The following is a 24,416-nucleotide window of genomic DNA, read 5'->3' on the forward strand; positions in this document are numbered from 1 at the left end:
TGCATCGCCCCTCGCTGGCGGCCACCTGACAGCCCCCGCGCACTGTGGAGTGCCGCTCGCTACACGAAGGAGAAATTCACACTCACGACGGGTGCAACGTCCCTCTCAGGCAAAGGAAACAAAGATGGCAAGAAAGAACAACAGCATGAACGCGACCACCCACGAAGCTCCCGCCCCCATAACCCATTGGTCTGGGAACTTCGACAAGACGCAAGCCCACCGCCCAGGCGGCCTGCTCATGGCAGCGCTGGTGCAATGCGCAAGCGAGCGGGGACAGTCGATGCACGAAATGGCAGAGGCGATTGGCTACAGCTACCCATACCTCAATCTGCTGATAGCAGGTACGCGGCGTGTCGACCAAATCAGCGACGACTTCGCGCAAGCGTGTGCGCTGTATTTACGCGTACCACGCATGACGGTGCTGCAACTAGCGGGGCGAATTCGACCCCAGGACTTGTTCGAGCCCGACTTGTTTCATGCGCGAGCTCTCGAGCCAGCGATGCGATTCGTCGCTGAGGACATCATGTGGGGGCACCTGCTCACAGCCGAACTGCGCGCGAGCAAGGCTGAGACGCAGTACTGCATCGTCAAGCTCTACGAGGCTGCGACTGGCAAGACCCTGCTGCCTATGGAACTCCAGGCCAGGACCTTGGCGCGCGAGGTGCACGCCATGAAGCGGCAATTGGTCAAGCGTCGCGCTGCGCTCAAGCGAACCCAGGACAGCACCGCGAATTGATAAAGCCCCCGGATTTTCTCCGGGGGCTGTTTTTTGGAATCAATAAACTCGTGAAGCTGGGGCCCGCTTGACCTCAGACGTTCTTAGACGTCTATGACCTAGAACTGCGCCTGCGGGCATGACGCCCCACGGTTCGGCGCAGGTCTGCGACGCAGGCCGCGAGCACCGCCCCAAGTGCGAGAAGGCTGAGCATGTCAAGCATCGATATCTCCTGTCATCAGCGACCACCAGATTGGTCGCAAACGGGGATGGACTAGGCAGCCTGCGCAGGGTTCTCCTACGCCGTGGCGGCTTGTTCCGCTGCGAGTGCAATGGCTGGTCGAGCGAGCTTGCTCGCTTCGAACGCAAGGATGAGCAGCGTGCCTGTGGGTTTGCCCTCACGCGACAGGTAAAAATCGGTCTTGAGTTTGCCCGTGACCTTGACGAACGCCCCCTTATCAAGGCGCGGGTTGTGGTCCTTCATCATGCGCACGGTGTACCAAGTGGACTCAGTATCGACCCCGCGTTGGCTCTCGCACAACCGAAATTCGTAGTACCCACGACCCGTACTCTTCGATACCTTGCGCTCGGGTTGCGTCGCCACGTTTCCAAAAACTTGCATAGTGTCCTCATTCAAATGCGATGGCAAATGCCATCCCTTCGTGTAGCGACCGGTCAGCCATCGTCGCCATCCTCATCATCGGTCGGCACCAGCGGCGACCCTGGCACTCGCCAAAGGCTCAGATTCGCCGGCCGTTTGTAAGGCAAGTAGTTGTCGCCAAACCAGCCGTCGGTGCTCCACTTGTTCGTCACATCAATCCGCACCTTGGGCAGCCAAATTGGCAGCATCTGCACGATGACATGACCAACTTGCTCATCTATCAGTGCGGTTCGGCTGTCCTGGCGCTTGACCGGGATTGCAGCCATCACCTCGTAGACGCCATCACTCTGCCGCCGGATGTGCCTACGCCCTTCGGTCAGCACGAGCTGATTGCAAGCAGCCGCGAGCTGCTCGACGACACGGACCGCGTCACGCTCGATGCGCTCGGTTTTGCACATGACGACAACGCGGCGCAGCACCCGCCCATCGGCGAGCTTGTTGCCAATCGCGCCCACCAACGCCGCGAGGTCGGCCTGGCGGTCGGAGCCTCGCTTGCTGCGGTCGACCTCGAACCATGTGACGCCTCGCCCCTCCACATCGAACGCGACCGCATCTGGGCGCAGGTGCTTGCGGACAGAGGCGCCGCGGCGATGGACGCTCACGGTGATGTAACCTTGGACGGCCTTGCTGCTCCCATTGCGCGTGCCAGCTTTGGCATTGGCATTGAGGTCATGCAGGAGCTCGGATTCTGTGACCGCACGGAGGCCTCGCGCCCAGCTGCAAACCACAAGAAATTGGGCCCACAATCGGTGTTCGGGATTGGTCATATCGCTGACCCTTCGCACTGAAGATGCGGCGTCGTGGCCATGGTCGCCGAGCCAATCTACGCCGGGCTGCGTGAGTCCGTAGACCGTCTGGAATCGGTCGGTCCTGTAACGACGCAGAAGGCCACGCTTGACCATGCCGCGGACCGCCCGTTGGGCTGCTGTCAGGGAAGCTTTGAATGGGCGCTCGGGAAAGCAAGCGGCGGCGACGTCGATGGTGCGGATGACCCTAAATCTGTTTGCGAGCCGAAGGGACCGTTCGAAAATGGCGTCACGCAGATGGAGGCTCGATGCCCTGGTGGTCAGACCGCGAGAGGGTGCGAGCGGGCGTTGGTCGTCGTAACCGTGTAACGCTGTAACCGGCGTGTCGCCGAGTTTGGCCTCGTTGGTTACGCCGTTACGCGTTACAGCCGTTACGCCGTTTCGCGTGCTCACGGTGATGCCGGAGGTGGCGCCACCTGTTGCGGGCGAGGGTGAACCTGTGGCGACTGGCCCGGCATCGCGTGTTGCGCTTGGGCGTGTCTTCGTTTGTGTTGGCATGGCTGGGTGCTCCATCGATGGGGATTGCGGGGCCGCTGTCCATCGATTGGTCTCGTCTCGGCAGCAGCGGCATCACCCGTGTAGCCAGCGCTGCGCCATCGCATCCCAATAGCCAGCCCACCACGCCGCCACCGAGCCGACGTTGGTTGCTCAAGGGTTCACGCACGCCAAGCCGTGGGCAGGGGGCAAGTGCTTGTTCCCCACGCCATGGCTCGCGCGCTGGGGCGCGCGTCGTTCACGTTTTCGTCGCGACGTCCAGCAAGGCCACATGTCCATCCGCCCGGCTTCGCCGGTGCGAACCGCCGCCGTCCCTAACCGTCTTTCGAAGCCGCTGTGTTGTCGACGTCGGCACCAACTGTTCTTCCAGCAGCCGTGCCTCCGCAGCTGGCCCTGTCTTTCAAGCGGCCGTGCCGTCGGAGGTGCCTCCCGGGGGGCGGAGACTTTCCACGTGGAAATTCGTACTCCCACGCCGGCCGGGTGTGCCATCCGAGGCGCCGTCGTTGAAAGCCCGGGGCCCGCGCTGCTTGCAGCTACGCGCCTGTCGGCGCTCGTTCAGTCTCTTCGAGGGGGCTGCGCTGGGCCGGCGGCGGTTCGCACCGCCTCGCCGTGCCCGGTCGCGAGCAACTCTTCTTCCATTACCGCACCCTCGAGAGCACTGTGACCCTTGCACGCAGCAGATGCGCTGCCCAGGCACTCGGCTGGACGCCGAGCCGTCCTTCAGCTACTTCTATCGAGAGCAATCGTGAGGAGCCGTCGGGCCTGAAGTACTTGGATGGCGTGCTTGGCAATGGCGAGGGTGCCAACAGGTACCGGCGCGCGTGGCAGCAGTGACGCTGGGCCAAGCGTCAAGTGTTGCTAGGTCGCATGGTCACTGTGGTTCAAGAGCAGCTGCGCGAGGGGCCGACCGTTTTCCCCCGGACCCTTACCCACGGCACTCAAGTGGCGACGTACCGCATCCGACCGCTAACCCTGCAGCTCTGCTTGATGACCCTGCTTGCCAGCAGTTGCTGAACCAGCCCGCCCGGAAGGGGCGCGGAGTCGCTGCCGAGGCGGATTCGGTAAACGAGCGGCGCCTCGGAGACTTGCTCGATGTACGCGCCGCTTGCGAGCAGTTGGATGACGGCATTGAACTGACTGGTATGCATGATGACCTCGTTTGGTGCGGACGCACGACCCCTGTCGTGCAATCCGTAAGCGAGGTCTGCGGGCGTTGCGCCCGCGGTGGTGGGGTCAGTTCATGCCGTGAATTCTATCGATGCACAGAGCGCCCGTTTGAGCGCAGATGAGGCGATGGCGCTGCGGACGGACATCCATGTCATCGCGGAGCATGGGGTGGCAGGTTGGCACTGCGCGCGCCAGTCGTGGCGGTTTCGGCAAGGACTGCCTCCTCGCCATCGCTCCTCCGAGTCGTTGCCTTCAAGGGCCTTGGCGGCCAGCGCAATAGCCATGGCCCGAGTTCGATGCGAACGTTTATCGTAGCTATAATTGGCTCATTATTTGGAGCCGAACCATGGAAGCCATCCTTGCCGACATCACCGTGAGCATGTCGGAATTCAAGAAAAATCCGGCCGCCGTGCTGCGCGAAGCCAACAACCGCCCCGTTGCGGTGCTCAACCACAATCGGGCGGCGTTCTACATGGTCGAACCGCGGCTGTTCAAGGCGTTGATGGACGAGCTGGCCGACCAGGAGTTGCATCGCAAGGCGCTCAGCCGGCTGGCGGACAAGTCGCGGGCCGTGGAGGTCGACCTTGACGACCTCTAAGGGCAAGGTCCAGCCCAAATACCGGCTGCACTTCATGCCCGAGGCCCTCGAGGAATGGCACCAACTCGACGGCTCGATACGCGTCAACCTGAAGAAGACCCTCGCGAAGCGGCTCGACCGTCCGCATGTCCCCGGCGGCGCCCTCCACGGCGCGCTGGCTGGATGCTACAAAATCAAGCTCCTCAAGCAGGGCGTGCGGCTTGTCTACTGCGTCGAGGACGACCAGTTGATTGTCCTGGTCCTTGCGGTCGACAAGCGCGAAGACAACGTGGCGTACACATCGGCCACAGCCCGCCTGTCCGCGTCCGCTGCGGCGCTGCCCAAAGCCTTGAAGAGCAAGCCGGCGAAGTAGTCGCTCCGCCTCGTCGCGGGCACAGCCTGGAGCACGCGCTGGGGACCTCCGGTCAGGGGGACATGGGTATCTCCGTGGTGCACCCACGCCGATGCCGCGAGGTATTGGCCCGGTGCCGACGTGTTGGCAGGCTTCGTACCGCTGGGTCCATACGCCGGGTCACCCTGCGACGGTGGCGTGTGGAACGGTGATGGCTACACAGGACATCACTCGTCGCCAATGTCGTCACCATGCACCTCAAGTTCCGCCGCAATCGCGCCCTCCTCTACCGCTCTACCTGGGTTCCAAAAGGCACCGCCGCTAACACGCATGGCTACACGCAACAGCGTTACGTGGGCAGCATCCCCCTCACTGCGAGCTCCATCCCAGCCCCCCTGCAATCCAGGCTGAGCGCCGACGAACTGTCATTCGTTGAATCCAAAATCTGCGACGCTGCCCGACAGCGTGCGGCCGAGGAGCAGCGGGCTGCAGCGGAGCGAGAGAAGGACCCGGGGTGGCGGATAGAAGAAGCGCAGCGGCTGTTGGGTGAGGCAGCCGACCGCAGCGCATCACAACCGGTCCATGCCGCCATCCTGGACCGTGTGCAGCAAGCCGTCGTTCGGCTGCACACGAAGGGCGCTCCCGTAACCGCAGCAACGACCAAGCAAACTGACCCGCTGGCCGAGGCACTCACCGCCATCCGTACTGCCGCCCAAGCGGTGACATCTGGTCGTTATGGCACAGCGCCGGCAGAAGGTGTCCGCACAACGCGAACCTACAAGACTTGGTCGCAGCTTTTTGACGCCGTGCAGGGGGACACCGAGGGCTCGCTGTTGCGCGCCCTGCAGGGCAGTGGCTTCGTCAAGAAGCGGGGCGGGTAGACCCGCCCCCGCGAGTGTGACTTAGGCCGCTTTGCGCAGGTGGGCTTGTTGGCGACGGATGGCATGCAAAATGGCCCGGCGCACTTCGACCTGCGGCCGCGCCTGGAAGGCTGTGAGGATGTCGGCAAGAGGCGCTTCGCCGTCTTCATAGTCGAGGCCGACCGCTTCGCACCAGGAGCGGATGCCGTACTCGCAACTGCCGCTCTCGCGCGCATCGTCAAGGTTGACCGTTACGTCATAGCGCTGGTAGCGCCGCACGAACGCATCAATGTCAGTGTCCAACGGCGACACAAGCTGCCGCGGCGGCCGGCCGGCGGCGGTGACCTTGCGACGAATGCCCGCTACAGCGTGCTCTGCCGAGTCTGCATGAAAGGACAGCCCACCCGAGATGGCAATGAAACCACGGTGGGTCGTAACGCTGTAACCGCGTGACTGCGCAGCCCAGGTGGCTGCATAGAGCGTGATGCCCTCTGGACTCATCAATCGGTGCGCATCCAGGGTCATCATGCCATCCAGGTCCGCAAGGCCATGGGCGAGTACACGTGCAGCCCAGTCGCGGGGCACCCAAATGCGGTGGTGGTCCTCCGTGGCGCTCCAGCCCTTGAAGCTGCCTCGATAGGTGTCGCGGTTGGAGTCGATATCGACTTTGTAGCTGACCTCCGAGCTCTTTTCCACAAACCAAAGCTTGAATGTCCCGCCGCCGGCGGCGCCATGGCGGAACAGTGACTTCGCAACCGGAAAGACCTTGGACGCCTTGTATGTGCGCAGGCGCTGCGCCAAAGCTGGTTGCGTGTTGAATTGGCGCCGAGCGGCCCTGGAGCGGCGCACATTGTCAATGGAGGTGCGGCGGTCAAGCACCGCCTGCGCGGTCTCTCGGCGGGGCGCCACGCCAAGCCCACGGATGGCTTCGCTGGCCGCGGCCACGGTCTGCTGTCGGAGAGCCAATGCCAGCTTCGTCAGTTCGAGCGACGTGAGCAGGCGAAAGCGAAGACGCTGCTGGTCTGACGCAACCTCGCTCGCGGAGGTGGCGGTGGCGGTCGGAGAAATGTTGGAAAAATGCTTCGGTGAGGTCATCAGAGACTCCTGAGAGTTGAAGGGAGCCTCGTGTAGTCACCGTATTTATTCCTGCCGGCACCTGTAGCCGCATGTTGTCGCCTTACCTGCGTATTAAAACAACTATTACCGTTTGTTACCTACAAGCATCGACTGGCGAGCTCACGCATGCCCAAGCTGCCGCTGATGCAATCAAGCAAAGGCGTTACGACACGTCGCCATGCGACGGCGCCCACGTGACGCGCACCTACCGGCTCTAGTCGTAATTGCTGCCACACAAGCGGCTGGGGATTCGATGAGCCGCGGTCGCTACACCCAGTGCACGACTTTGCGTGCATCCCAAGGACATCTATGACGACAAGGAATCATTCAGCGCAGCCTGCCGCTGCGCTCATCCATGCGCAAGCTGAAACACCAGCGCAGCGAGTGCTGCGCTTGTACCGACATCCCGCTGGACCGCTCGTGGCATGGTTGCTCGAGGACGCAGAACGACGCGGGCACAACGCGGTCAAGCTGGCCCAAGAGCTCTGTGTCAGCAACCAAGACATGCGGCTTCTTGACCGCGGCCAGGCACCAGAACTGTTACGTGACCACGCGTTTATTGCGAAGGCCGCCCGCTATCTCGGCATCCCGCCGGTGACCGTACGGTTGCTCGTGGGAGACATCACCATCCGCGACTTTGCGACGCGCACGGAGCCTGAGGACGTGGTGATTGAGAGGGAGTTCGCGCGGTTCATGGCCAACCCACAGCTGCGAGCGCTTGTCGCGAACGACGATGCGGAATTGACCTTGGATTACAAGCGACTCTTGCTCGACATCCACGGCCAGCACCGCCACCTGGACTGGCCGGAGGCGCCTCGCTTGCCGGAAATTTTGCGGTGGCTGCAACGCGCGGCCATCGTGCATGACGGCAACGAAGGCGAGGCTGTGCGGGCGATGCGGTAACGCAAGGCAAAGGCCACTTCTGGATTGGAATCTTTCCTCTTTCTTCTTCGCGGGCCTTCGGGCCCGCTTTTTCCGCGCTGGATGGCGTTCGCTACACGAGAGCAGGCCACCCAACTGAAGGAGAAAGGATATGCCTGTTCAAAATCATCGTGGATTCGGGCTCGTGCTCGACCCGCTGCAGTTTGCAGCTGAACTCGCCACGCTCAAGCAGCGCCCGCATTACGACGGCCACGCCCTGTTTATCGAGCTACCGGACCGCGTGGCGCGGCTGTTTGAGAGCACCCTCGTGCCGACCACGCAGGGATTGGCCATCCGCGAAAATGGCGACATGATGTGCGCCGTCGTCACACGGCAAGCGGCATCGACGCAAGTGGTGTGCATCGTGCCGCTGCTCAGTCCGGTCGCAAGGGCTTGGCTCTTTGAGTCAGTCGAAACGCTGCATTGCATGAACGTTGTCGTCGCGATTGCCGACAAGCCCCAAGTCATCGTCGTGACGTCCGGGCCGCCTGTAAAAGACCCTGGAAGCGCGGAGTGGAGAGCGATTCGCAAGCAGGTCGATGAAGCGCCAGTGGAGGGGGATTTCGTGACGCGCACGCTGGAACTGGCTAGCTTATTGAAGCAGCTAGAAGCATCGCAGGAGAGCCTCATCACGGGCTTCGACGTTGGGGAGCGCTTCGTCGTCGCGTGTTTGCCCCCACCTGCGTCTGGTGTCCACAGCGATGTTGACGTCAGACAAGGTGAGCCGGTGGCGGCGGGTGCTGTCCTGCATTGAGCGCAAGCGGTGAAATCGACCGCTGAGGGTGATGGTGCCCCAGCGTTGGGACGGATGTGGTTCTTGAGCGGCCCCCACGTGGGGCTAGCCGTTCTGTTAAGGTGTTGCTAAGCCATTTCGGTTGATTCAAGCCCCTCCCGCTTCGACGCGAGGGGCTTTGTTTTGTTCGCTGGGGCCCGACGCCTAGCGGGCAGGTCTGGCTGAACGTAGATGATGTCCTCCGGAGCGACGGGTCCCCGGGCTAGGCCCAGGCGCATGGCCGGGGTTTTTCCGTCCCGACCCACCTCGCAGTAGTTGAAGTAAGTGCGGAAGATGCTCAACACCGTGACCAGAACGTCAGGGTCGTAGGCGCTTTTGCCGAACCAGAGCCTCCGGTCGGTGTTGGAGCTGGCCACCGCGCGTTCCGCCAACGTGAGGCCACGCCTCACCTGCATAAATGGCGGGGCGGCTACGCTGCGTCAGGAATGTCATAGATGCTCACCTCGATGGAGCCATCTTCGCGTTCGAAGACCTCCAACGCTTGATTGACCAGGTCATCCATCGCCGCGAGCTCGTTGAGGGCTATCTGAAATAGGTCGAGCTGCCGCTGCAGGTCGAGGGTGTGCACGGAGTTCAAGCACACGAGCCCCGCGTGAATCGGCTGCCTCGCGTGCTCCCCGCCGAGCTTGCCTGGCCCGCCACCGCGGAAGTCGACAGAGTTGTGGGTCACCAGCGTGAAGTCACCGGCGACCACGCGTTCGATGAGTGCCCAGTCTTTGGTTCCTGCCAAACCCCGGTCGCGCACGCAAGTGGACTCGACGTGGCCCGCGTCAACAGCCATCTGTACGAGTTCCGGTGTGAGGCACTCGTCGATGAGGAACCGGAACGTCATGCAGCGGCCACGCGCTTGACGACGCGCGTGACACGACGCGGGAGCCCTGGATTCGCCTCTGAGATGCGGCGCGGCCGGCCACGGCGAGGATGGACTTCGTTGTAGACCTTGGCGGACTGGATGTGCGCTTCGGTCAGGAACGGGTACGACGCCTTCAGGCGCCCCATGTCGATGCCAGCGGCCAGCGAGCCAAGCACGATGTCGACGGGCACCCGAGTGCCTGCGAACACCGCCGCTCCGCCCATGACTTCTTGGTCAGTGGTTACCAGCGCGTTCGCTTGGTCGACTTCCTTGGCACGGGCGAGCGCGCTCTGAATGTAGAGCGTCATGTCGACGACCAAGGGTTCGCGCTCGACCTTCCAACTGATGGCGTCCAGCAACCTTAAGGTGAGAACATGGTCCATCACACCCCGCAGTTCGACCCGCGCGGTGAGTTCCTCGAGCACCTGTCGACGAGCACCTGCGATGAGCAGGTCTTCGGTTGCGAAGTAAAACATTGCGAAGGCAGCGCTCAACCGCGTGAAACGCCGGTTGCTTCCTTGGCGCGCAAAGAGGCGTTCTGGCACCAGGCCTTCGTCCACGACCCGATTCATCTGACGGTCCGTCAGGCCGGCGATGAACGCAGCTTCTGCGGTTGGGATGAAGTGTTGAGTGGACATGGTGACTAATACCTCCGAACAGTCGGAAGTATAGTTCAAAGGGCTCCGGCATGCACAGGACTGACGCAGCAACTGCTTGTCTACCGGCGCATCCATCCCGCCGCAACGGGAGAGGCAGTACAGGCCCAAGGTAATCGGATATGCGCAGGAGCTCCTCGGCAATGGCTAGGTTGCTCTGCATCGGGGGGGGGAGGATTTCGCCACCGTGTAGTCGCCGGGCCCAAAGGCCCTTGGCCTGGACTTGCGGGTCCTCGCCGAGGACTTTGCGCCCCCGCCGTTCTGGCCATGCTCGGGGAACGCGGATGCGGTAAAGCCGAGGGCTTTCGGTTCCGGAACCTTTGGACGCCCGATGCAATCGCGGCGCTCTTTGGCGCGCTCCTGGGCCCAGGTTGTCTGCCGCGCCGACGCATTCCGCAGGGGCCCGCTAAACCGGTCAGACCGCGTCGTGCCGGCAACGCCAGACGTGGCCCGGATGCGTCAGTCTTGCTGGACGGCGCAACCGCATCTAGCATGGAGTCCGCAAGACAGGCTTGTCAGTGATTTTGTCAGTGAAAAGCCTGTCGGAGGCGGTCGCTCCGTGACGTTCTGTAACGTTTAGGGTCGGCCAAGTGATTGATTTTGTTGGGGGCAGTCGGCGTACGACGCTCCGGGTTTGGCCTGATACGTCCTCTGTTAATCCGCAGGTCCCTGGTTCGAGCCCAGGTCGGGGAGCCAAGAAATACAGAGGACAATCAAGGCCTTACAGCGCAAGCTGTCGGGCCTTGATGCTTTTTCGGGTCCCAAACCCGGCGATGTCAGTGACTTTGTCAGTGCCATCCGGTCGCCGAGCGTCGCGTGATGTCGCGCGCAGGCTACAACGCCAGGGGTGTTTTCCGGCACCTCCGCTGCAAGGTCGGCGACCAATCTAAGCGCGGCCAGATCTCATGCATTTGGGTCAGCGACGCGTTCACATCAAAAAACAGCCTGTCACAGCCGCCGACGCCATGGAACGGGTTCGGTCTTTACTTTCTTTTGCTGCCAAAGACGAGCAGAAGCCCGCCAACCCCGATGGCGGCAACACCTGCCCAGAGCGGAATATTGACCGTTTTCTTCTCCTTCGCGGAGAGTTCAACAGGCCCAATTTTGACCACCGTGGTGTTTCTTGTGTAGCTGAAGCCGCCATAGATGAGCCCAAGCGTGCCGGCGACGATTAGAGCAATTGCTACAAGCTTGATTGGATTCATGTCGTTGGACTCGAGGTTCACCGCGCCAAGGCCTCAGCGCTGACGGCGCTGAGGGGGTGTGCTGCCCATGCAATTGAAGCATAAGTTGAAACCCGCCCGGATCGTATCTTCACGCTCGTGACGATCGCCGACACGCATGTGTCTGAGCCGGCGCCGTCGATAGGGCATCCATGACGCTGGCGGAAACGGCCAGGAGCGGGATCAAGGCAGATATATTTGACAGATTCATTCAAGAAATCTCACTGAACGTGATAAAGATCGCATCTTCCTCGCATTTGGTCTTCGAGATGCATTGCTCATTGGTCGGGAAGCTTTAATCTGGACCATCACCTGATGGAGCAAAGCATGCAGATCCTGATGGACTTCTTGCAGTTGACGGATGCCGAGGCCCAGGCCTTGGCCGAATTCGCGCCGGAGCTGTTGAACCGCGCGCAGGTGCCGACGCTGGCCTTTCAAGAACAGGTCGAGATCTTGAGCACCCAGGGGGGCATGCTCAGCGCCCTGAGCACGGACCAGTGCGCCCAGCTCATCGAGATGCATGCGGAGCACTATCGGGAGTTGCTCGCGCCGCAATACACCCTGCAACTGCAGCACCGCATGATCGAGGTCGGCGATCTGTATTACCGCTGGGGGCTGCCGCCGCTGTGGATCATGACCACGTCGTCGCTGTTCGCCGCCGATTTCGAGGCCTTCGCCGCCGATTTGTCGCTGCCGCAGCGCCGGCCGCTGATGGCGGCCCTGTACAAGCGCCTGCGGCGCGACGAGGCCTGGCAGATGGAAGGGTACCGGCTGGCCGGGGACCATGTGCGCCGACAGCTCGAGCGTAGTCCCTTGCGCGATGTCCTGACCGGTCTGCTCAACCGCGCGGCCCTGGACGAAATGCTGCCCACCGCCTTGGATCGCGCGCGGCGCAACGGCACGAAGGTGGCGGTGGCGCGGCTGGACTTCGACGCCTTCCGCAGCGTGAACGAGGCGCACGGCACGGTCCTGGGGGATCTGGTGCTGCAGCAACTGGCCGAGCGCCTGCGGCGCGCCCTGCGCAGGACCGACCTGGTGGTCAGACTGGATGCCGATGATTTCGTGCTGGTGCTGGAAGACATCCACCGCCTGGAGAACCTCGCGCCCTTGCTCGAGCGCCTGCAATTGGACCTGGACGTGCCCTACACCCTGTCCGACACGCTGTTGTGGCAATGCCCGATCAGCATGGGCATCACCCTCTACCCCGACGACAACGTCGATGCCCAGGGCTTGCTGCGGCATGCGGAGCGGGCCCTGGGCGAGGTCAAGGCCAACAAGACGCAGCGCGAGCGCTTCTGGGGCGTCTACGGCCAGTAGGCGCGCTCCGTCTTCGCCGACCCCAAGCTTGCAAGCAGGCCTCCAGCGTCTTCGCAACATGTGAAGATTCTCGACCCTTCGACAAACTCCACGGCGGTTGGTCACAAGTGCGGGGAAAAGTGGTTCTACGCTCTGGAACGCGCCCGCCGTAGTTGCCGCGGCGAGGAAAAGCCGGCCAGCTCGGCGCTTCGTGTCACTGGCGCGCCCTGCGCCAATGCCTGCTCGGCCAGTGCCAGGCGTACCCGCTCCACGTAATCGCGCGGGGAAATGCCGGTTTGTTCGCGAAACAGCCGGTTCAGGTGCCGGGGAGTGACGAGCGCCACACGCGCCAGGGCGGCGGCGTTCCAAAGATGTTCAGGGTGTTCGCACACGGCGTCTTGGACACGGTGCAAGGCGGGGTGCATATGGTCGCGCCAGGCCAGCAGGGGTGAAATCTGGTCGGCCTGTGGGCCGCGTCGGGCGAACACCACCATGGTTTGCGCGACCGCCGCGGCCACAGCGGCGCCGCAATGGCCGGCGATGGCGTACAGCGCAAGGTCGATACCGGCGGTGATGCCAGCGCTGGACAGCAGCGTGCCGTCGTCCACGAACGCGCGCTGTCCCAGAACTTGTGCGGCTGGTGCCATGCGCGCAAGGTCGTTCAGCAATTCGTGATGGGTGGTGACCCTGTGCCGGCCAATGAGTCCTGCGTCGGCGGCCATCAATGCGCCCACGCAGATGGTGAGCAGCCGGGTTGCGCCCCCCTGCCCTTGCAGCGCTGGGCCGAGATTGGCGGCGAGCCAGTTGCGCGTTTCCAGCCAGACTGGCAACCGCCAGGCCACGTCGCTCATGGTGCCAAGGCGCCCCAGCAGCACGACCCAAACATGTGCTGAAATCACCGGCGGCAGGGGTTCAATTCCGGTCAGATGGGCGCCCACGGAGGTCCGTACTTCGGCCTGCGGCCCCACGTAGCGCAGGCGAAAGGCTTCGGGCTGGCCGCGCCAACGCAGGTGTTGGTTGGCCAGCCGAAACGCCTCGGCAGGACCGGCAAGATCGAGCAAGAGGGTGTCGGGCAGAACGACGAACAGAACGTCGATGGGGTCGGCGGGCATGCTTCAGGCGGGTTCAGTCCAGGGGTAGTCCATCTGCCGCGCCGTGGCAGCGGCGAGTTCGCGCCCCGCGTGCCGGGCCACCAGATGCAGGCTCATGTCGATCCCGGCGGCGATGCCCGCCGAGGTGACTACCGCGCCATGGTCGATCCAGCGCGCATCCGGGCGCAGGGTCAGGTCGGGATGGAGCCGGGCCAGTTCCGCCACGTCTTCCCAGTGGGTCGTGGCTTCGCAGTCGTGCAGCACGCCAGCGGCGGCGAGCACGAAGGCGCCGGTGCAGACCGAGGCCGTCAGCGCCGCCGATGATGCCCGCTCGGCCACCCAGGCGAGCATGGCAGGGTCGCCCAGCACGGCGTCGACCACGCCGCCTGGCACCAGCAGCCACGGCGTGGCGGGCGCATCGCGCAGCGCGTGGTCGGGCTGGATGACCACGCCAGCGCGGGCACGCACGGCCCGGCCGTCGCGCGAGGCGGTGCGTACCGTGAACAAGGGCGGCGCAACGGCGGCGGCCTGGCGGGCGTGGACCCGCGCCGCGGTGGTGAACACCTCGTAAGGGCCGGCGAAGTCCAGCAGTTCCATGTCGTCGAACACGAGCATGAGGACGGTGGTGGCGTGCACATCCGTGCCTTGCGGGGTGTCACCCATCTTCGGACGGTCGAGCGATGGGACCATGGTGGGCTCCCCCGCGCTGCACGCGGCCCCGCCGAGCGGGGCATCGCCCATCTTCGGACGGCCGGACGATGGGCTCATGCCACGCGCTCCAGTGCCTGCGCGGCCGTTACCAAGGTGGCGAAACGCCCGGTGAGAACGGTTTCGGTGCGCTCGCGAATGGCCTCGGCGGTGAGCAGTTTGCCAGCGGGGGTCTGCATGTCGAAGGTCAACGTGGCTTCGGTGACGTAGTCGACCTCCCAGCCTTCGTCGCTGGCGTGGCGTGCCGTGGTTTCGCAGCACTGCTCGGTGCGGATGCCAGCGACGAGTACACGCGCGATGCCATGTTCGCGCAGCCAGTCCGCAAGGCCAGTGCCGACCAGGGCGCTGTGGCGGCGCTTCTCGACCGTGAACGCGGGTTCGAAGGCGTCGAGTCCGTCCAGCGGACGCACATGACCGCTGGCCTTGGCGAAGGGATTGGCCGCCATATCGTCACCACCGAGGTGAAAAATGCGCACGATGGGCACGCCACGCGCCTGGCAGCCCTGCACCAAGGTGTTGCAGGCGTGCAGGAAGGCAGGAACGTCGCGCGCGTCCCAGGTCGGGCGATGGCGAAAGGATTCTTGAACGTCGATCAACAGCAAGGCGGTTTTCATAAGCAGGCTCCGGCAGGTTGGGGAACAGCCTGCATGATGGGGCCGCAGGCCGCTGCGCGCGACGCTGGATCGGGACCGTCTAGGACAAAAAACGGACATGCACCGCACGGTGCGCGGCGTGACTCAAAACGGCAACTTGCCGGCGAGCATATGCCACCACATGACCCAGTCGCCCATGAGGCTGTAGATCGGCCGCTTGAAGGTGGCCGGGCGGTTGTGCTCGAAAAGGACATGCCCGGCCCAGGCGAAGCCATAGCCCAGCAGCACGCCGGCGAGCAGCCATTCCGGTTGGCCGGTGAACAGCAGGAGGAACAAGCACGCCAGGGCCAGCGTGGAGCCGATGAAATGCAGGCGGCGGCACATGGGGTTGCGGTGCTCGGCCAGGTAGAGGGGATAGAACTCGGCGAACGAGCGGCTGGCAGCCAAGCGCGCGAGATCGGGCGGCGAGGCCTGCGGCGGCGTGTGGGCTTGCCGGGTATGACGATCACGTGCGCGCATCGAAACCTCCTTCGCGGCGCGGCACCCGCGCTGCGCCAAATTAACGAATCAACGAATCAACTATAGGCCGCCAACAGGCGCAGCACGGCGCCGTCCTCCGCCGTTCAGCCGGCAGCGCACAAGCGCTGTCGCGCAGCGCCGTACTCCCGGCCGAGTCGAGCCACCAGTTCGGCGGCGGGAACCACGCCTTCGACGGCGCCGATGCCCTGGCCGCTGCCCCAGATGTCTTTCCAGGCCTTGGCTCCGCCGACCGCCGCGGCGAAATCCATCTTGCTCGGGTCTCCTTCGGGCAGATGGTCGGGGTCCAGCCCGGCGGCGGCGATCGAGCCGCGCAGGTAGTTGCCGTGCACGCCGGTGAACAGATTGGAGTAGACGATGTCCTGCGCCATGCCCTGCACGATCATCTGCTTGTAAGCTTCCGGCGCCCTCGCCTCCTCGGTGGCGATGAAGGCGCTGCCGACGTAGGCGAAGTCCGCGCCCATGGCCTGCGCCGCCAGCACCGCGTCGCCCCGGGCGATCGCGCCGGCAAGCGCCAGCGGCCCGTCGAACCACTGCCGGATTTCCTGCACCAGTGCGAAGGGAGACAGGGTGCCGGCATGCCCGCCGGCCCCCGCGGCCACTGCAATGAGGCCATCGGCCCCTTTCTCGATGGCCTTGTGGGCGAAGGCGTTGTGGATGACGTCGTGCAGCACGATGCCACCCCAGGCGTGCACGGCCTGGTTGACCTCGGGCCGCGCGCCCAGCGAGGTGATGACGATGGGCACCCGGTACTTGGCGCACAGCGTCAGGTCGTGCTCGAGCCGGTCGTTGCTCCTGTGCACGATCTGGTTCACGGCAAAAGGCGCGGCGGGCTGATCCGGGTGCGCCCGGTCCCACGCGGCGAGGGTCTCGGTGATCTCGGCCAGCCACGCGTCGAGCTGGGCCGCCGGCCTGGCGTTGAGCGCCGGAAAGCTGCCGACGATGCCTGCCGTGCACTGGGCGATGACGAGCTTGGGGTTGGAGATGATGAACAGCGGCGAGCCGATGATCGGCAGGCGCAGGCGGGACAGGGCTGAAGGAAGCGGCATGGTGGGGTCAACGCGTGAACGGGAGCCGGTTGGCTGGGATCGGTGGCGGTGGCGGGCCCCGGCGGGCGATGTTTCTTGTGTTCGCCCTGGCGGAGCCGCCCCGTGGCTGTGCAGGGGACGACCTGGCGCAGCCGGGTCAGAACGCCTCGGCCGGCAGCGCCATCACGCTGTCGGCGCCCTGCAACACGGCGTCACGCAAGGCGGCGCACCGCGGCAGCAGATGCGCGCCGTAGAACGCCGCGGTCGTGCGCTTGGCCTGGGCGAAGGAGGCCTCGGCGGCCATCATCTCGCCGGCGGCCAGCCAGGCCTGGCCCATCTGCCAGCCGGCCAGCAGGGTTCCGGCCAGCATCAGGTAGGGCACGCTGCCGGCGTAAACCGCATTCGGCTCGGCCTTGCCGTTGGCGACGACGAAGGCCACGGTCTGTTCAAACGCCTCGCGCGCCCGGCCGAGTTGCCCGGCCAGGGTCTGCGCCTGCGGGTCGCCGCTGGCCTGCAGGCGCTCTTGCGTCTGCTGCACGCGGCGGGCGAAAGCCAACGCCAGGGTGCCGCCGTCGCGCAGGGTCTTGCGGCCGACGAGGTCGTTGGCCTGGATGGCGGTGGTGCCCTCGTAGATGGTGAGAATGCGTGCGTCGCGGTAATACTGCGCCGCGCCGGTCTCCTCGATGAAGCCCATGCCGCCGTGCACCTGCACGCCCAGGCTGGCGACCTCGATGCTCGTTTCGGTGGAGAAGCCCTTGACGATGGGCACCAGAAATTCGTAGGCCGCCTCGTGGGCGGCGCGCTGGGCGGGGTCGGCATGCGCGCGGCCGACATCGTGCAGACCGGCCGCCGTCAGCGCCAGGGCGCGCGCGCCCTCGGTGAGGGCGCGCATGGTCATGAGCATGCGCCGCACGTCCGGGTGGTGCACGATGGCCACCGACTGCGCGCTGCTGCCGTCCACCGGGCGCGACTGCACGCGGTCGCGCGCATAGCCGGCCGCCTTCTGGTAGGCCCGCTCGGCCAACGCCACGCCCTGCATGCCCACGGCGTAGCGCGCGGCGTTCATCATGATGAACATGTATTCGAGCCCGCGGTTGGGCTCGCCGATCAGCTCGCCGATGGCGCCCTCGCCCACCTCGCCCTTGCCGTCGCCGTACACCAGCACGGCGGTGGGGCTGGCCTTGATGCCGAGTTTGTGCTCGATCGAGGCGCACCACACGTCGTTGCGCCGGCCGTCGGGCAGCACCTTGGGCACGATGAACAACGAGATGCCCTTCACGCCTGCGGGGGCGTCGGGCAGGCGGGCCAGCACGAGGTGGACGATGTTGTCCGCCATGTCGTGCTCGCCGTAGGTGATGAAAATCTTCTGCCCGAAGATCCGGTAGCCGCCACCATCCTGTGGCACGGCGCGGCTGCGCACCAGGGCCAGGTCCGAGCCGGCCTGGGGCTCGGTGAGGTTCATGGTGCCGGTCCACGCCCCCGAGATCAGCCGGGGGATGTAGCGCTGCTGCTGCTCCTTGCTTCCCGCCGTCAGCAGGGCCTCGATGGCGCCGTCCGACAGCAGCGGGCACAGCGCGAAACTCAGATTGGCGCTGTTGAGCATCTCGGTGCAGGCGGCGGCGATGCTCTTGGGCAGGCCCTGGCCGCCGAAGTCCACCGGGTGCTGCAAACCCTGCCAGCCGGCTTCGGCGAATTGGCGGAACGCCTCCTTGAAACCGGGCGTGGTGGTGACCACGCCATCCTTCCAGCTGCTTGGCTGCAGGTCGCCCGTTGCATTGAGCGGGGCGACCACGTCCTGGTTGAAGCGGGCGCATTCCTCCAGCACGGCACGCGCGGTGTCGGGCGTGGCGTCCTCGTAGCCGGGGAGCCGGGCGATGTCGGGCAGGCCGGCCAGATGCTCGAGGCAAAAGGCCATGTCCTTGACGGGTGCTGTGTAGCGCATGCGAGTCTCCTTGATATTTCGGCGAGCCGCTTGGCGCCGGGTGGCGTTGCAGCTTCTGGTGGTGAACCTCGCGCCGCGGCGCGATCAGAGCTGCTTGACCATTTCGGGCACGGCGGTGAACAGGTCGGCCACCAGGCCGTAGTCGGCCACGCCGAAGATGGGGGCCTCCTCGTCCTTGTTGATGGCCACGATGACCTTGCTGTCCTTCATCCCGGCCAGATGCTGGATGGCCCCGGAGATGCCCACGGCGACGTAGAGCTGGGGGGCGACGATCTTGCCGGTCTGGCCGACCTGCCAGTCGTTCGGGGCGTAGCCGGCGTCCACCGCGGCGCGGCTGGCACCCAGCGCCGCGCCCAGCTTGTCGGCCAGCGGGGTCATGACGGCGTCGAAGTTTTCCTTGCTGCCCAGGCCGCGCCCGCCGGAGACGACGATCTTGGCGGCGGTGAGCTCGGGGCGCTCGCTCTTGGTCGTCTCGCGCCCCACCAGGCTGGACAGGCCGGAGTCGGGCACCGCGGCGATGGACTCGAGCGCGGCGCTGCCGCCGGTGGCGGCGGCGAGGTCGAAGCCGGTGGTGCGCACGGTGATGATCTTGACCGCATCGGCGCTTTGCACGGTGGCGATGGCGTTGCCGGCGTAGATGGGGCGGTCGAAGGTGTCGGGTCCAAGCACGTGGATGACGTCGGAGATCTGCATGACGTCGAGCAGCGCGGCCACGCGCGGCATGAGGTTCTTGCCGAAGGCGGTGGCCGCCGCCAGGATGTGCGTGTAGCCGCCGGCCAGGGCCAGCACCTGCGGCGCGAGGTTCTCGGCCAGGCCGTCGCCCAGGTGGGGGGCGTCGGCTTGCAGCACCTTGGCCACGCCGGCGATTTGCGTGGCGGCCTGGGCCGCGCCGGTGCAGTCGCGTCCGGCGACCAGCACATGCACTTGCGGGTCGCAGGCCAGCGCGGCGGTGACGGTGTGGAGGGTGGAGGGCTTGAGGCCGTGGTGGTCGTGTTCGGCGATGACGAGTGCGGTCATGGGCTGGTCCTGGTGTGCCCGCGCCGGCGGGCGGCGGCGGGGGTGATGGCGGGTGGGTTCGGCCGTGGCGGCGCTCAGATCACCTTGGCTTCGGTCTTGAGGCGGGCCACCAGGGTGGCCACGTCGGGGACCTTGACGCCGGCGCCGCGCTTCGGGGGCTCGGCGACTTTGAGGGTCTTGAGGCGGGGCGCCACGTCGACGCCGAGTTCGGCGGGCTTGAGCGTGTCGAGCGGCTTTTTCTTGGCCTTCATGATGTTGGGCAGGGTGACGTAGCGCGGCTCGTTCAAGCGCAGGTCGGTGGTGACCACGGCGGGCAGCTTGACCTGCAGGGTCTCCAGCCCGCCGTCGACCTCGCGCGTGACCTTGGCCGCGCCGTCGACGAGTTCGACCTTGGAGGCGAAGGTGGCTTGCGGCCAGCCCAGCAGCGCGGCGAGCATCTGCCCGGTCTGGTTGCAGTCGTCGTCGATGGCTTGTTTGCCGAGGATGACGAGTTGCGGCTGTTCCTTGTCGACCACGGCCTTGAGCAGCTTGGCCACGGCCAGCGGCTGCAGTTCGGCCTCGGTCTCGACCAGCACGGCGCGGTCGGCGCCGATGGCCATCGCGGTGCGCAGGGTTTCGCCGCAGGCCGCGGCGCCGCAGCTCACGGCGACGACCTCGCTGGCCACGCCCTTCTCTTTCAGGCGCACGGCCTCTTCCACGGCGATTTCGTCAAAGGGGTTCATGCTCATCTTCACCCCCGCGGTGTCCACCCCGCCACCGTCGCTCCTGACACGCACCTTGACGTTGTAGTCCACCACACGCTTGACTGCCACCAGCACCTTCATCCAGAACTCCCATGATTGAAAACTGCGACCCCGAGTATAGGCAGCGCCCCGACCCTGGCGTGGGCCTGTCAAGGCCAGCGCCCGCCGCGCGCGTCCAGACTCGCTGCTGGCGGATCTTCGGCCAGCACGGGAATCGAACGATCGTTCTATTTTGCCAGTGTATCGACAGAACGCCCGTCGGATCAAGCCCCATCGCCGGGCATGTGTGCCGCCGCGCCCGGTCCCTGCTCGGCCAGGGCCGCTTGCGCCGCCGGCGCAACCGAGCCTTGCCCGGGAGCCCAGCGCAGCACGCGCTGCGGAAACGGAATGTCCACGCTGTTGCTCTTGAGCGCGTGCCAGATCGCCAGGTTCACCGCGCCGCGCACGTTCAAGGTTCCGTTCTCGGGATCGGCGATCCAGTAGCCGAGGGTGATTTCCAGCCCGTCCGCGCCGAAGTTGCTCAACACGGCGCTTGGCGCCGGATCGCGCAGGATGCGCGGCACGGCGGCGGCGGCCTCGCGGATGAGCGGCAGCACCGTATCCAGGTCGCTGTCGTAGCCCACCGACACGGTGGTGGACATCCACACATTCGGATCGGTGTACGACAGGTTCTCGATGCGATTGGAAATGAGCATCTCGTTCGGCACGATGGACTCGGTGCCACCCGAACTGCGCACCACGGTGTAGCGGGTCTTGATGTCGAGGATCTTGCCCTGGAAGCCGGGGTCGAGGCGCACGTTGTCGCCGACGCGCAAGCTGCGCTCCAGCAGGATGACGAAGCCCGACACGTAGTTCGCCGCGATGCGCTGCAGGCCCAGACCCAGGCCGACGCCGAGGGCGCCACCGAACACGCCGAGCACGGTCAGATCGATGCCCACCATCTGCAGCCCCACCAGCAGCGCCGTGGTGAAAATGGCGGCGCGGATCAGGCGCGACAGCACCAGGCGCAGGTTGATGTCGAGCGGCGACAGCAGCAGACGGCTCTCCAACAGCGACGACACCCACAAGGCCAGCACCAGGGTCACGACAATGGAGACGATGCCGCGCAGCAGGGTCCAGCCCGTGAGGCGCTGGTTGCCGATGTGCAGCGACACGGCGTCGAGCGCCTCGACGATCTCCGGCAGCGCGCCGCTCAGATAGAGCAGCAGGCCGAGCCAGGCCATCCAGCTCAGGCCGCGCACCAGGAAGCCGATGGGTTCGCTGCGCGGGTACAGCCGATGGGATACCCGCGCGGCCACGCGCACCAGCAGCCAGACCGCCAACACCGGAAGCGCCAGCTTGAGCAGCGGCGCGCGCAGCAGCAGCGGCGAGCCATGGCGCACGAATTGCAGCAACAGCAGGGCGACGGCAGGCAGGCCGACCCCGTGGCCCAGCGCCACGCGCAGCGCGTCGCGCCAATGCGCCGCCTGCATGAAGCGCCGCTCCAGCCACATGCCCACCGCCAGCGCCAGCACGAGCACGCCGAGAATCACCAGCAATTGCCAGCGTAGTTGGGTCCAGGGGTGGTGAAGAAGAGCTTCGAGTAGCGGAGAGCGCATGGAAGGTCAGGCAATGTCGGGCAGCGTCCGCGGCGAAGCTGCGCGCGGCGAAAGTGGCACGGTATCGTAGGCGATGGCAGGCCGAACGCCCCCGCCGGGGCGCCGCGCCGCCGCGCCTCGGCTCAGGCCTGGCGCCAGGCCGGCGGCCGCTTGTCGATGAAGGCCTGCACGCCTTCGAGCGCGGCCTCGTCCATGAAATTGCACGCCATGGACTGCCCGGCAAGCTGGTAGGCGGCGGCGATGCCCATTTCGATCTGCCGGTAGAACTGCGCCTTGCCGATGGCGATGGCCTCGGCCGGCTTGGCCAGGATGCTCTGCACCAGCTTGTCCACCTCGGCGTCCAGGTTCTCTGGCGCGGCGACACGGTTGACCAGGCCCCATTGCCGCGCGGTTTGCGCATCGATGAAATCGCCGGTCAGCAGCATTTCCATCGCCACCTTGCGCGGCACGTTGCGCGCCAGCGCCACACTGGGCGTGGAGCAGAACAGACCGACGTTGATGCCCGAAACGGCCAGGCGCGCGTCCGCCGCCGCCACCGCCAGATCGCACTGCGCCACGAGCTGGCACCCGGCCGCAGTGGCGATGCCATGCACCTTGGCGATCACCGGCTGCGGCAGCGCCAGCAGCGAGAGCATGACCTTGCTGCAACGCGCGAACAAGTCGCCGCTTTTGTCGAGGCTGGGTTCGGCGCGCATTTCTTTCAGGTCGTGCCCGGCGCAGAAGGCGCGGCCGGCGCCCTGGATCACGACCACGCGCGCGGAGCGGTCGTCGCGCAAGGCGTCCAGCTCGGCCTGCAGCGCCGCGAGCAGCGCGTCGGACAGGGCGTTGAACGCCTGCGGGCGGTTGAGGGTGAGGGTGACGACGCCGCGCGCGTCGCGCGAATTCAGCACCAGGGTTGTGTCGGAGGTTTGCATCGCGGCATTCATGATGGTCTTCCTTGCATCAGACGTCGATGGCGTCGCGCGAACGAGCCCGCGCGCGCAGGGTGTACTTCTGGATCTTCCCGGTGGAGGTCTTCGGCATCTCGCCGAACACCACCCGGCGCGGCACCTTGAAGCCGGCCAGGTGCTTCCTGCAGAAATCGATGATGTCTTCCTCGGCGGCTTGGGCGCCCGGCTTGAGTTCGACGAAGGCGCAAGGCGTCTCGCCCCACTTCGGGTCGGGCATGGCCACCACGCCGGCCACCATCACCGCGGGATGGCGATACAGCACATCCTCCACCTCGATGCTGGAGATGTTCTCCCCGCCCGAGATGATGATGTCCTTGCTGCGGTCCTTGATCTTGATATAGCCGTCGGGGTCCACCACGGCGAGGTCGCCGGTGTGGAACCAGCCGCCGGCGAAGGCCGCCGCGGTGGCCTGCGGGTTGGCCAGATAGCCCTTCATCATGATGTTGCCGCGGAACATCACCTCGCCCATGGTCTCGCCGTCGTGCGGCACCGGCTGCATGGTGCCGGGATCGAGCACCGTGGTGCCGTCCTGCAGGTGGTAGCGCACCCCCTGGCGCGCGTTCAGGCGCGCCCGCTCGGACAGCGGCAGATCATCCCAGTCGGCCTGCCAGGCGCACACCGAGGCGGGGCCGTACACCTCGGTGAGGCCGTACACATGGGTGAGTTCGAAGCCCATGCCATGCAGGCCTTCGATCATGGCCGCCGGCGGCGCCGCGCCGGCCACCATGGCGCGCACGGTCTGCGCAATGCCGGTCTTCAACTCGGCCGGGGCGTTGACCAGCAGGTTGTGCACGATGGGCGCGCCGCAGTAGTGCGTGACGCCCTCGCTGCGGATGCGCTCGAAGATGGCCTGCGCCTCCACCTTGCGCAGGCAGACGTTGACGCCGGCGCGCGCCGCCACGGTCCAGGGAAAGCACCAGCCGTTGCAGTGGAACATCGGCAGGGTCCACAGATAGACCGGGTGCTTGGGCATGTCCCATTCGAGGATGTTGGACACGGCGTTGGCGTAGGCGCCGCGGTGCGAGTACACGACGCCCTTGGGCTTGCCGGTGGTGCCGGAGGTGTAGTTCAAGGCGATGGAGTCCCACTCGTCGCCCACGCCCGGCAAGGCGTCGGCGCTGTCACCTTCGGCCAGCAGCGCCTCGTAGTCCAGGCTGCCGATGCGTGGGCCGGCCACATCGAACTGCGCCTCCGCGACGTCCACCACCAGCGGCGCGGGCAGGCCCTGCTGCACGGCCAGCTCCACCGCGCTGCGCATCACCCCGGCCAGTTCCGGGTCCACCAGCACGGCGCGGGCGCCGCCGTGCGCGAGCATGTAGGCCAGGGACTCGGTATCCAGCCGGGTATTCAACGCGTTGAGCACCAAGCCGGCCAGCGGCACGCCGAAATGCGCCTCGACCATCGCCGGCACGTTGGGCAGCATGACGGCGACCACGTCCCCGCGCTGCAAGCCCCGGCGCAGGAGCGCCGAAGCCAGGCGGCGACAGCGCTCGCGCGTCTCGCCCCAGGTCTGGCGCAAGGCCCCGTGCACGATGGCCGTGCGGCGCGGATACACGTCGGCGGCGCGGTCGAGAAAAATGAGCGGCGTGAGCGGCGCGTGGTTGGCCGCGTTGGGGGTCAAGTCGGCGTCATGCATGATTGTCTCCTGCTTGTCTCTTGCAGCGGACCGGCGTCGAGCGCCGGACTTTCCCCACAATGTATGCCAAGCGCGCGCTGCA

25 protein-coding genes are annotated in these 24,416 nt (G+C 65.7%); 7 read left to right on the forward strand and 18 right to left on the reverse strand.

Annotated elements, in window-relative coordinates; translation table 11 throughout:
- The first annotated feature begins 145 nt into the window (after window positions 1-145).
- On the forward strand, window positions 146-736 hold the full coding sequence (locus THIARS_RS16610; RefSeq protein WP_094161854.1) for a helix-turn-helix domain-containing protein: 591 nt from the start codon (window positions 146-148) through the stop codon (window positions 734-736).
- 277 nt (window positions 737-1,013) lie between these two features.
- Here the strand turns inward: THIARS_RS16610 and THIARS_RS16615 are convergent, their stop codons facing one another.
- The 3 genes from THIARS_RS16615 to THIARS_RS16625 form a co-directional block, all read right to left on the reverse strand.
- The gene (locus THIARS_RS16615; protein ID WP_094161855.1) at window positions 1,014-1,337 is read right to left on the reverse strand and encodes a single stranded DNA-binding domain-containing protein; all 324 of its coding nucleotides are present in this window, start codon (window positions 1,335-1,337) and stop codon (window positions 1,014-1,016) included.
- 53 nt (window positions 1,338-1,390) lie between these two features.
- The gene (locus THIARS_RS16620) at window positions 1,391-2,575 is read right to left on the reverse strand and encodes a replication-relaxation family protein (RefSeq protein WP_245845959.1); all 1,185 of its coding nucleotides are present in this window, start codon (window positions 2,573-2,575) and stop codon (window positions 1,391-1,393) included.
- A 1,040-nt stretch (window positions 2,576-3,615) separates the two neighbouring features.
- Complete coding sequence (locus tag THIARS_RS16625) at window positions 3,616-3,825, reverse strand: hypothetical protein (RefSeq protein WP_094161856.1); 210 nt, start codon at window positions 3,823-3,825, stop codon at window positions 3,616-3,618.
- A gap of 365 nt (window positions 3,826-4,190) precedes the next feature.
- Here THIARS_RS16625 and THIARS_RS16630 point away from each other — a divergent pair, with 365 nt between their 5' ends.
- The 3 genes from THIARS_RS16630 to THIARS_RS16640 all read left to right on the forward strand — a co-directional run bounded on the left by THIARS_RS16630 (window position 4,191) and on the right by THIARS_RS16640 (window position 5,654).
- The gene (locus THIARS_RS16630) at window positions 4,191-4,442 is read left to right on the forward strand and encodes a type II toxin-antitoxin system Phd/YefM family antitoxin (protein ID WP_094161857.1); all 252 of its coding nucleotides are present in this window, start codon (window positions 4,191-4,193) and stop codon (window positions 4,440-4,442) included.
- Entirely contained in the window at window positions 4,429-4,794 is a 366-nt protein-coding gene (locus THIARS_RS16635) for a type II toxin-antitoxin system RelE family toxin (protein ID WP_233224424.1), read from the forward strand. The genes THIARS_RS16630 and THIARS_RS16635 overlap by 14 nt, the downstream gene beginning before the upstream one ends.
- Window positions 4,795-5,024: 230 nt before the next feature.
- Window positions 5,025-5,654 carry a hypothetical protein gene (locus THIARS_RS16640; RefSeq protein WP_094161859.1) on the forward strand — a complete coding sequence of 210 codons (630 nt, stop codon included), beginning with the start codon at window positions 5,025-5,027 and terminating at the stop codon, window positions 5,652-5,654.
- 21 nt (window positions 5,655-5,675) lie between these two features.
- On the opposite strand, the gene THIARS_RS16645 is transcribed toward THIARS_RS16640, so the two are convergent.
- Complete coding sequence (locus tag THIARS_RS16645; RefSeq protein ID WP_094161860.1) at window positions 5,676-6,728, reverse strand: hypothetical protein; 1,053 nt, start codon at window positions 6,726-6,728, stop codon at window positions 5,676-5,678.
- Window positions 6,729-7,169: 441 nt separating this feature from the next.
- Between THIARS_RS16645 and THIARS_RS16650 the strand changes: the two genes are divergently transcribed.
- Together THIARS_RS16650 and THIARS_RS16655 are read left to right on the forward strand one after the other, a co-directional pair.
- On the forward strand, window positions 7,170-7,652 hold the full coding sequence (locus tag THIARS_RS16650) for a hypothetical protein (RefSeq protein WP_245845960.1): 483 nt from the start codon (window positions 7,170-7,172) through the stop codon (window positions 7,650-7,652).
- Window positions 7,653-7,782: 130 nt separating this feature from the next.
- Window positions 7,783-8,424: a urocanate hydratase gene (locus THIARS_RS16655; protein WP_094161861.1), complete on the forward strand. Its 642-nt coding sequence runs from the start codon at window positions 7,783-7,785 to the stop codon at window positions 8,422-8,424.
- A gap of 448 nt (window positions 8,425-8,872) precedes the next feature.
- On the opposite strand, the gene THIARS_RS16665 is transcribed toward THIARS_RS16655, so the two are convergent.
- The 3 genes from THIARS_RS16665 to THIARS_RS16675 all read right to left on the reverse strand — a co-directional run bounded on the left by THIARS_RS16665 (window position 8,873) and on the right by THIARS_RS16675 (window position 11,177).
- Window positions 8,873-9,295, reverse strand: coding sequence for a DUF5615 family PIN-like protein (locus tag THIARS_RS16665; RefSeq protein ID WP_094161863.1), 423 nt, complete (start codon window positions 9,293-9,295; stop codon window positions 8,873-8,875).
- A complete protein-coding gene (locus THIARS_RS16670) occupies window positions 9,292-9,954 on the reverse strand; it encodes a DUF433 domain-containing protein (RefSeq protein WP_094161864.1) in 663 nt (220 codons plus the stop codon). The genes THIARS_RS16665 and THIARS_RS16670 overlap by 4 nt, the downstream gene beginning before the upstream one ends.
- A gap of 1,001 nt (window positions 9,955-10,955) precedes the next feature.
- On the reverse strand, window positions 10,956-11,177 hold the full coding sequence (locus tag THIARS_RS16675) for a hypothetical protein (RefSeq protein WP_094162211.1): 222 nt from the start codon (window positions 11,175-11,177) through the stop codon (window positions 10,956-10,958).
- A 333-nt stretch (window positions 11,178-11,510) separates the two neighbouring features.
- Between THIARS_RS16675 and THIARS_RS16680 the strand changes: the two genes are divergently transcribed.
- A complete protein-coding gene (locus THIARS_RS16680; protein ID WP_094161865.1) occupies window positions 11,511-12,512 on the forward strand; it encodes a GGDEF domain-containing protein in 1,002 nt (333 codons plus the stop codon).
- Between the two features lie 125 nt (window positions 12,513-12,637).
- Here THIARS_RS16680 and THIARS_RS16685 read toward each other — a convergent pair whose 3' ends face one another.
- The 11 genes from THIARS_RS16685 to THIARS_RS16735 form a co-directional block, all read right to left on the reverse strand.
- Window positions 12,638-13,603 (reverse strand): GlxA family transcriptional regulator, encoded by a 966-nt coding sequence (locus THIARS_RS16685; protein ID WP_094161866.1) that lies wholly within the window; start codon window positions 13,601-13,603, stop codon window positions 12,638-12,640.
- A gap of 3 nt (window positions 13,604-13,606) precedes the next feature.
- Window positions 13,607-14,350, reverse strand: a complete 744-nt coding sequence (locus THIARS_RS16690; RefSeq protein ID WP_342747768.1) for a DJ-1/PfpI family protein — start codon at window positions 14,348-14,350, stop codon at window positions 13,607-13,609.
- Entirely contained in the window at window positions 14,347-14,904 is a 558-nt protein-coding gene (locus THIARS_RS16695; RefSeq protein WP_094161867.1) for a cysteine hydrolase family protein, read from the reverse strand. The genes THIARS_RS16690 and THIARS_RS16695 overlap by 4 nt, the downstream gene beginning before the upstream one ends.
- 123 nt (window positions 14,905-15,027) lie before the next feature.
- Window positions 15,028-15,402: an Mpo1-like protein gene (locus THIARS_RS16700; protein WP_094161868.1), complete on the reverse strand. Its 375-nt coding sequence runs from the start codon at window positions 15,400-15,402 to the stop codon at window positions 15,028-15,030.
- A gap of 104 nt (window positions 15,403-15,506) precedes the next feature.
- Window positions 15,507-16,469, reverse strand: a complete 963-nt coding sequence (locus THIARS_RS16705; protein WP_094161869.1) for an NAD(P)H-dependent flavin oxidoreductase — start codon at window positions 16,467-16,469, stop codon at window positions 15,507-15,509.
- Window positions 16,470-16,605: 136 nt separating this feature from the next.
- Window positions 16,606-18,390, reverse strand: coding sequence for an acyl-CoA dehydrogenase (locus THIARS_RS16710; RefSeq protein WP_094161870.1), 1,785 nt, complete (start codon window positions 18,388-18,390; stop codon window positions 16,606-16,608).
- Window positions 18,391-18,474: 84 nt separating this feature from the next.
- Entirely contained in the window at window positions 18,475-19,407 is a 933-nt protein-coding gene (locus THIARS_RS16715) for an electron transfer flavoprotein subunit alpha/FixB family protein (RefSeq protein ID WP_094161871.1), read from the reverse strand.
- 74 nt (window positions 19,408-19,481) lie between these two features.
- Window positions 19,482-20,231, reverse strand: coding sequence for an electron transfer flavoprotein subunit beta/FixA family protein (locus THIARS_RS16720; protein ID WP_094161872.1), 750 nt, complete (start codon window positions 20,229-20,231; stop codon window positions 19,482-19,484).
- A gap of 182 nt (window positions 20,232-20,413) precedes the next feature.
- Complete coding sequence (locus THIARS_RS16725; RefSeq protein WP_094161873.1) at window positions 20,414-21,748, reverse strand: mechanosensitive ion channel family protein; 1,335 nt, start codon at window positions 21,746-21,748, stop codon at window positions 20,414-20,416.
- 122 nt (window positions 21,749-21,870) lie between these two features.
- Window positions 21,871-22,674 (reverse strand): enoyl-CoA hydratase, encoded by an 804-nt coding sequence (locus THIARS_RS16730; RefSeq protein WP_094161874.1) that lies wholly within the window; start codon window positions 22,672-22,674, stop codon window positions 21,871-21,873.
- 16 nt (window positions 22,675-22,690) lie between these two features.
- Window positions 22,691-24,334, reverse strand: a complete 1,644-nt coding sequence (locus tag THIARS_RS16735) for an acyl-CoA synthetase (RefSeq protein WP_094161875.1) — start codon at window positions 24,332-24,334, stop codon at window positions 22,691-22,693.
- Window positions 24,335-24,416 lie beyond the last annotated feature (82 nt).

Origin of the sequence: Thiomonas delicata, assembly GCF_900088825.1 — a bacterium.
Classification (GTDB): domain Bacteria; phylum Pseudomonadota; class Gammaproteobacteria; order Burkholderiales; family Burkholderiaceae_C; genus Thiomonas_A; species Thiomonas_A delicata.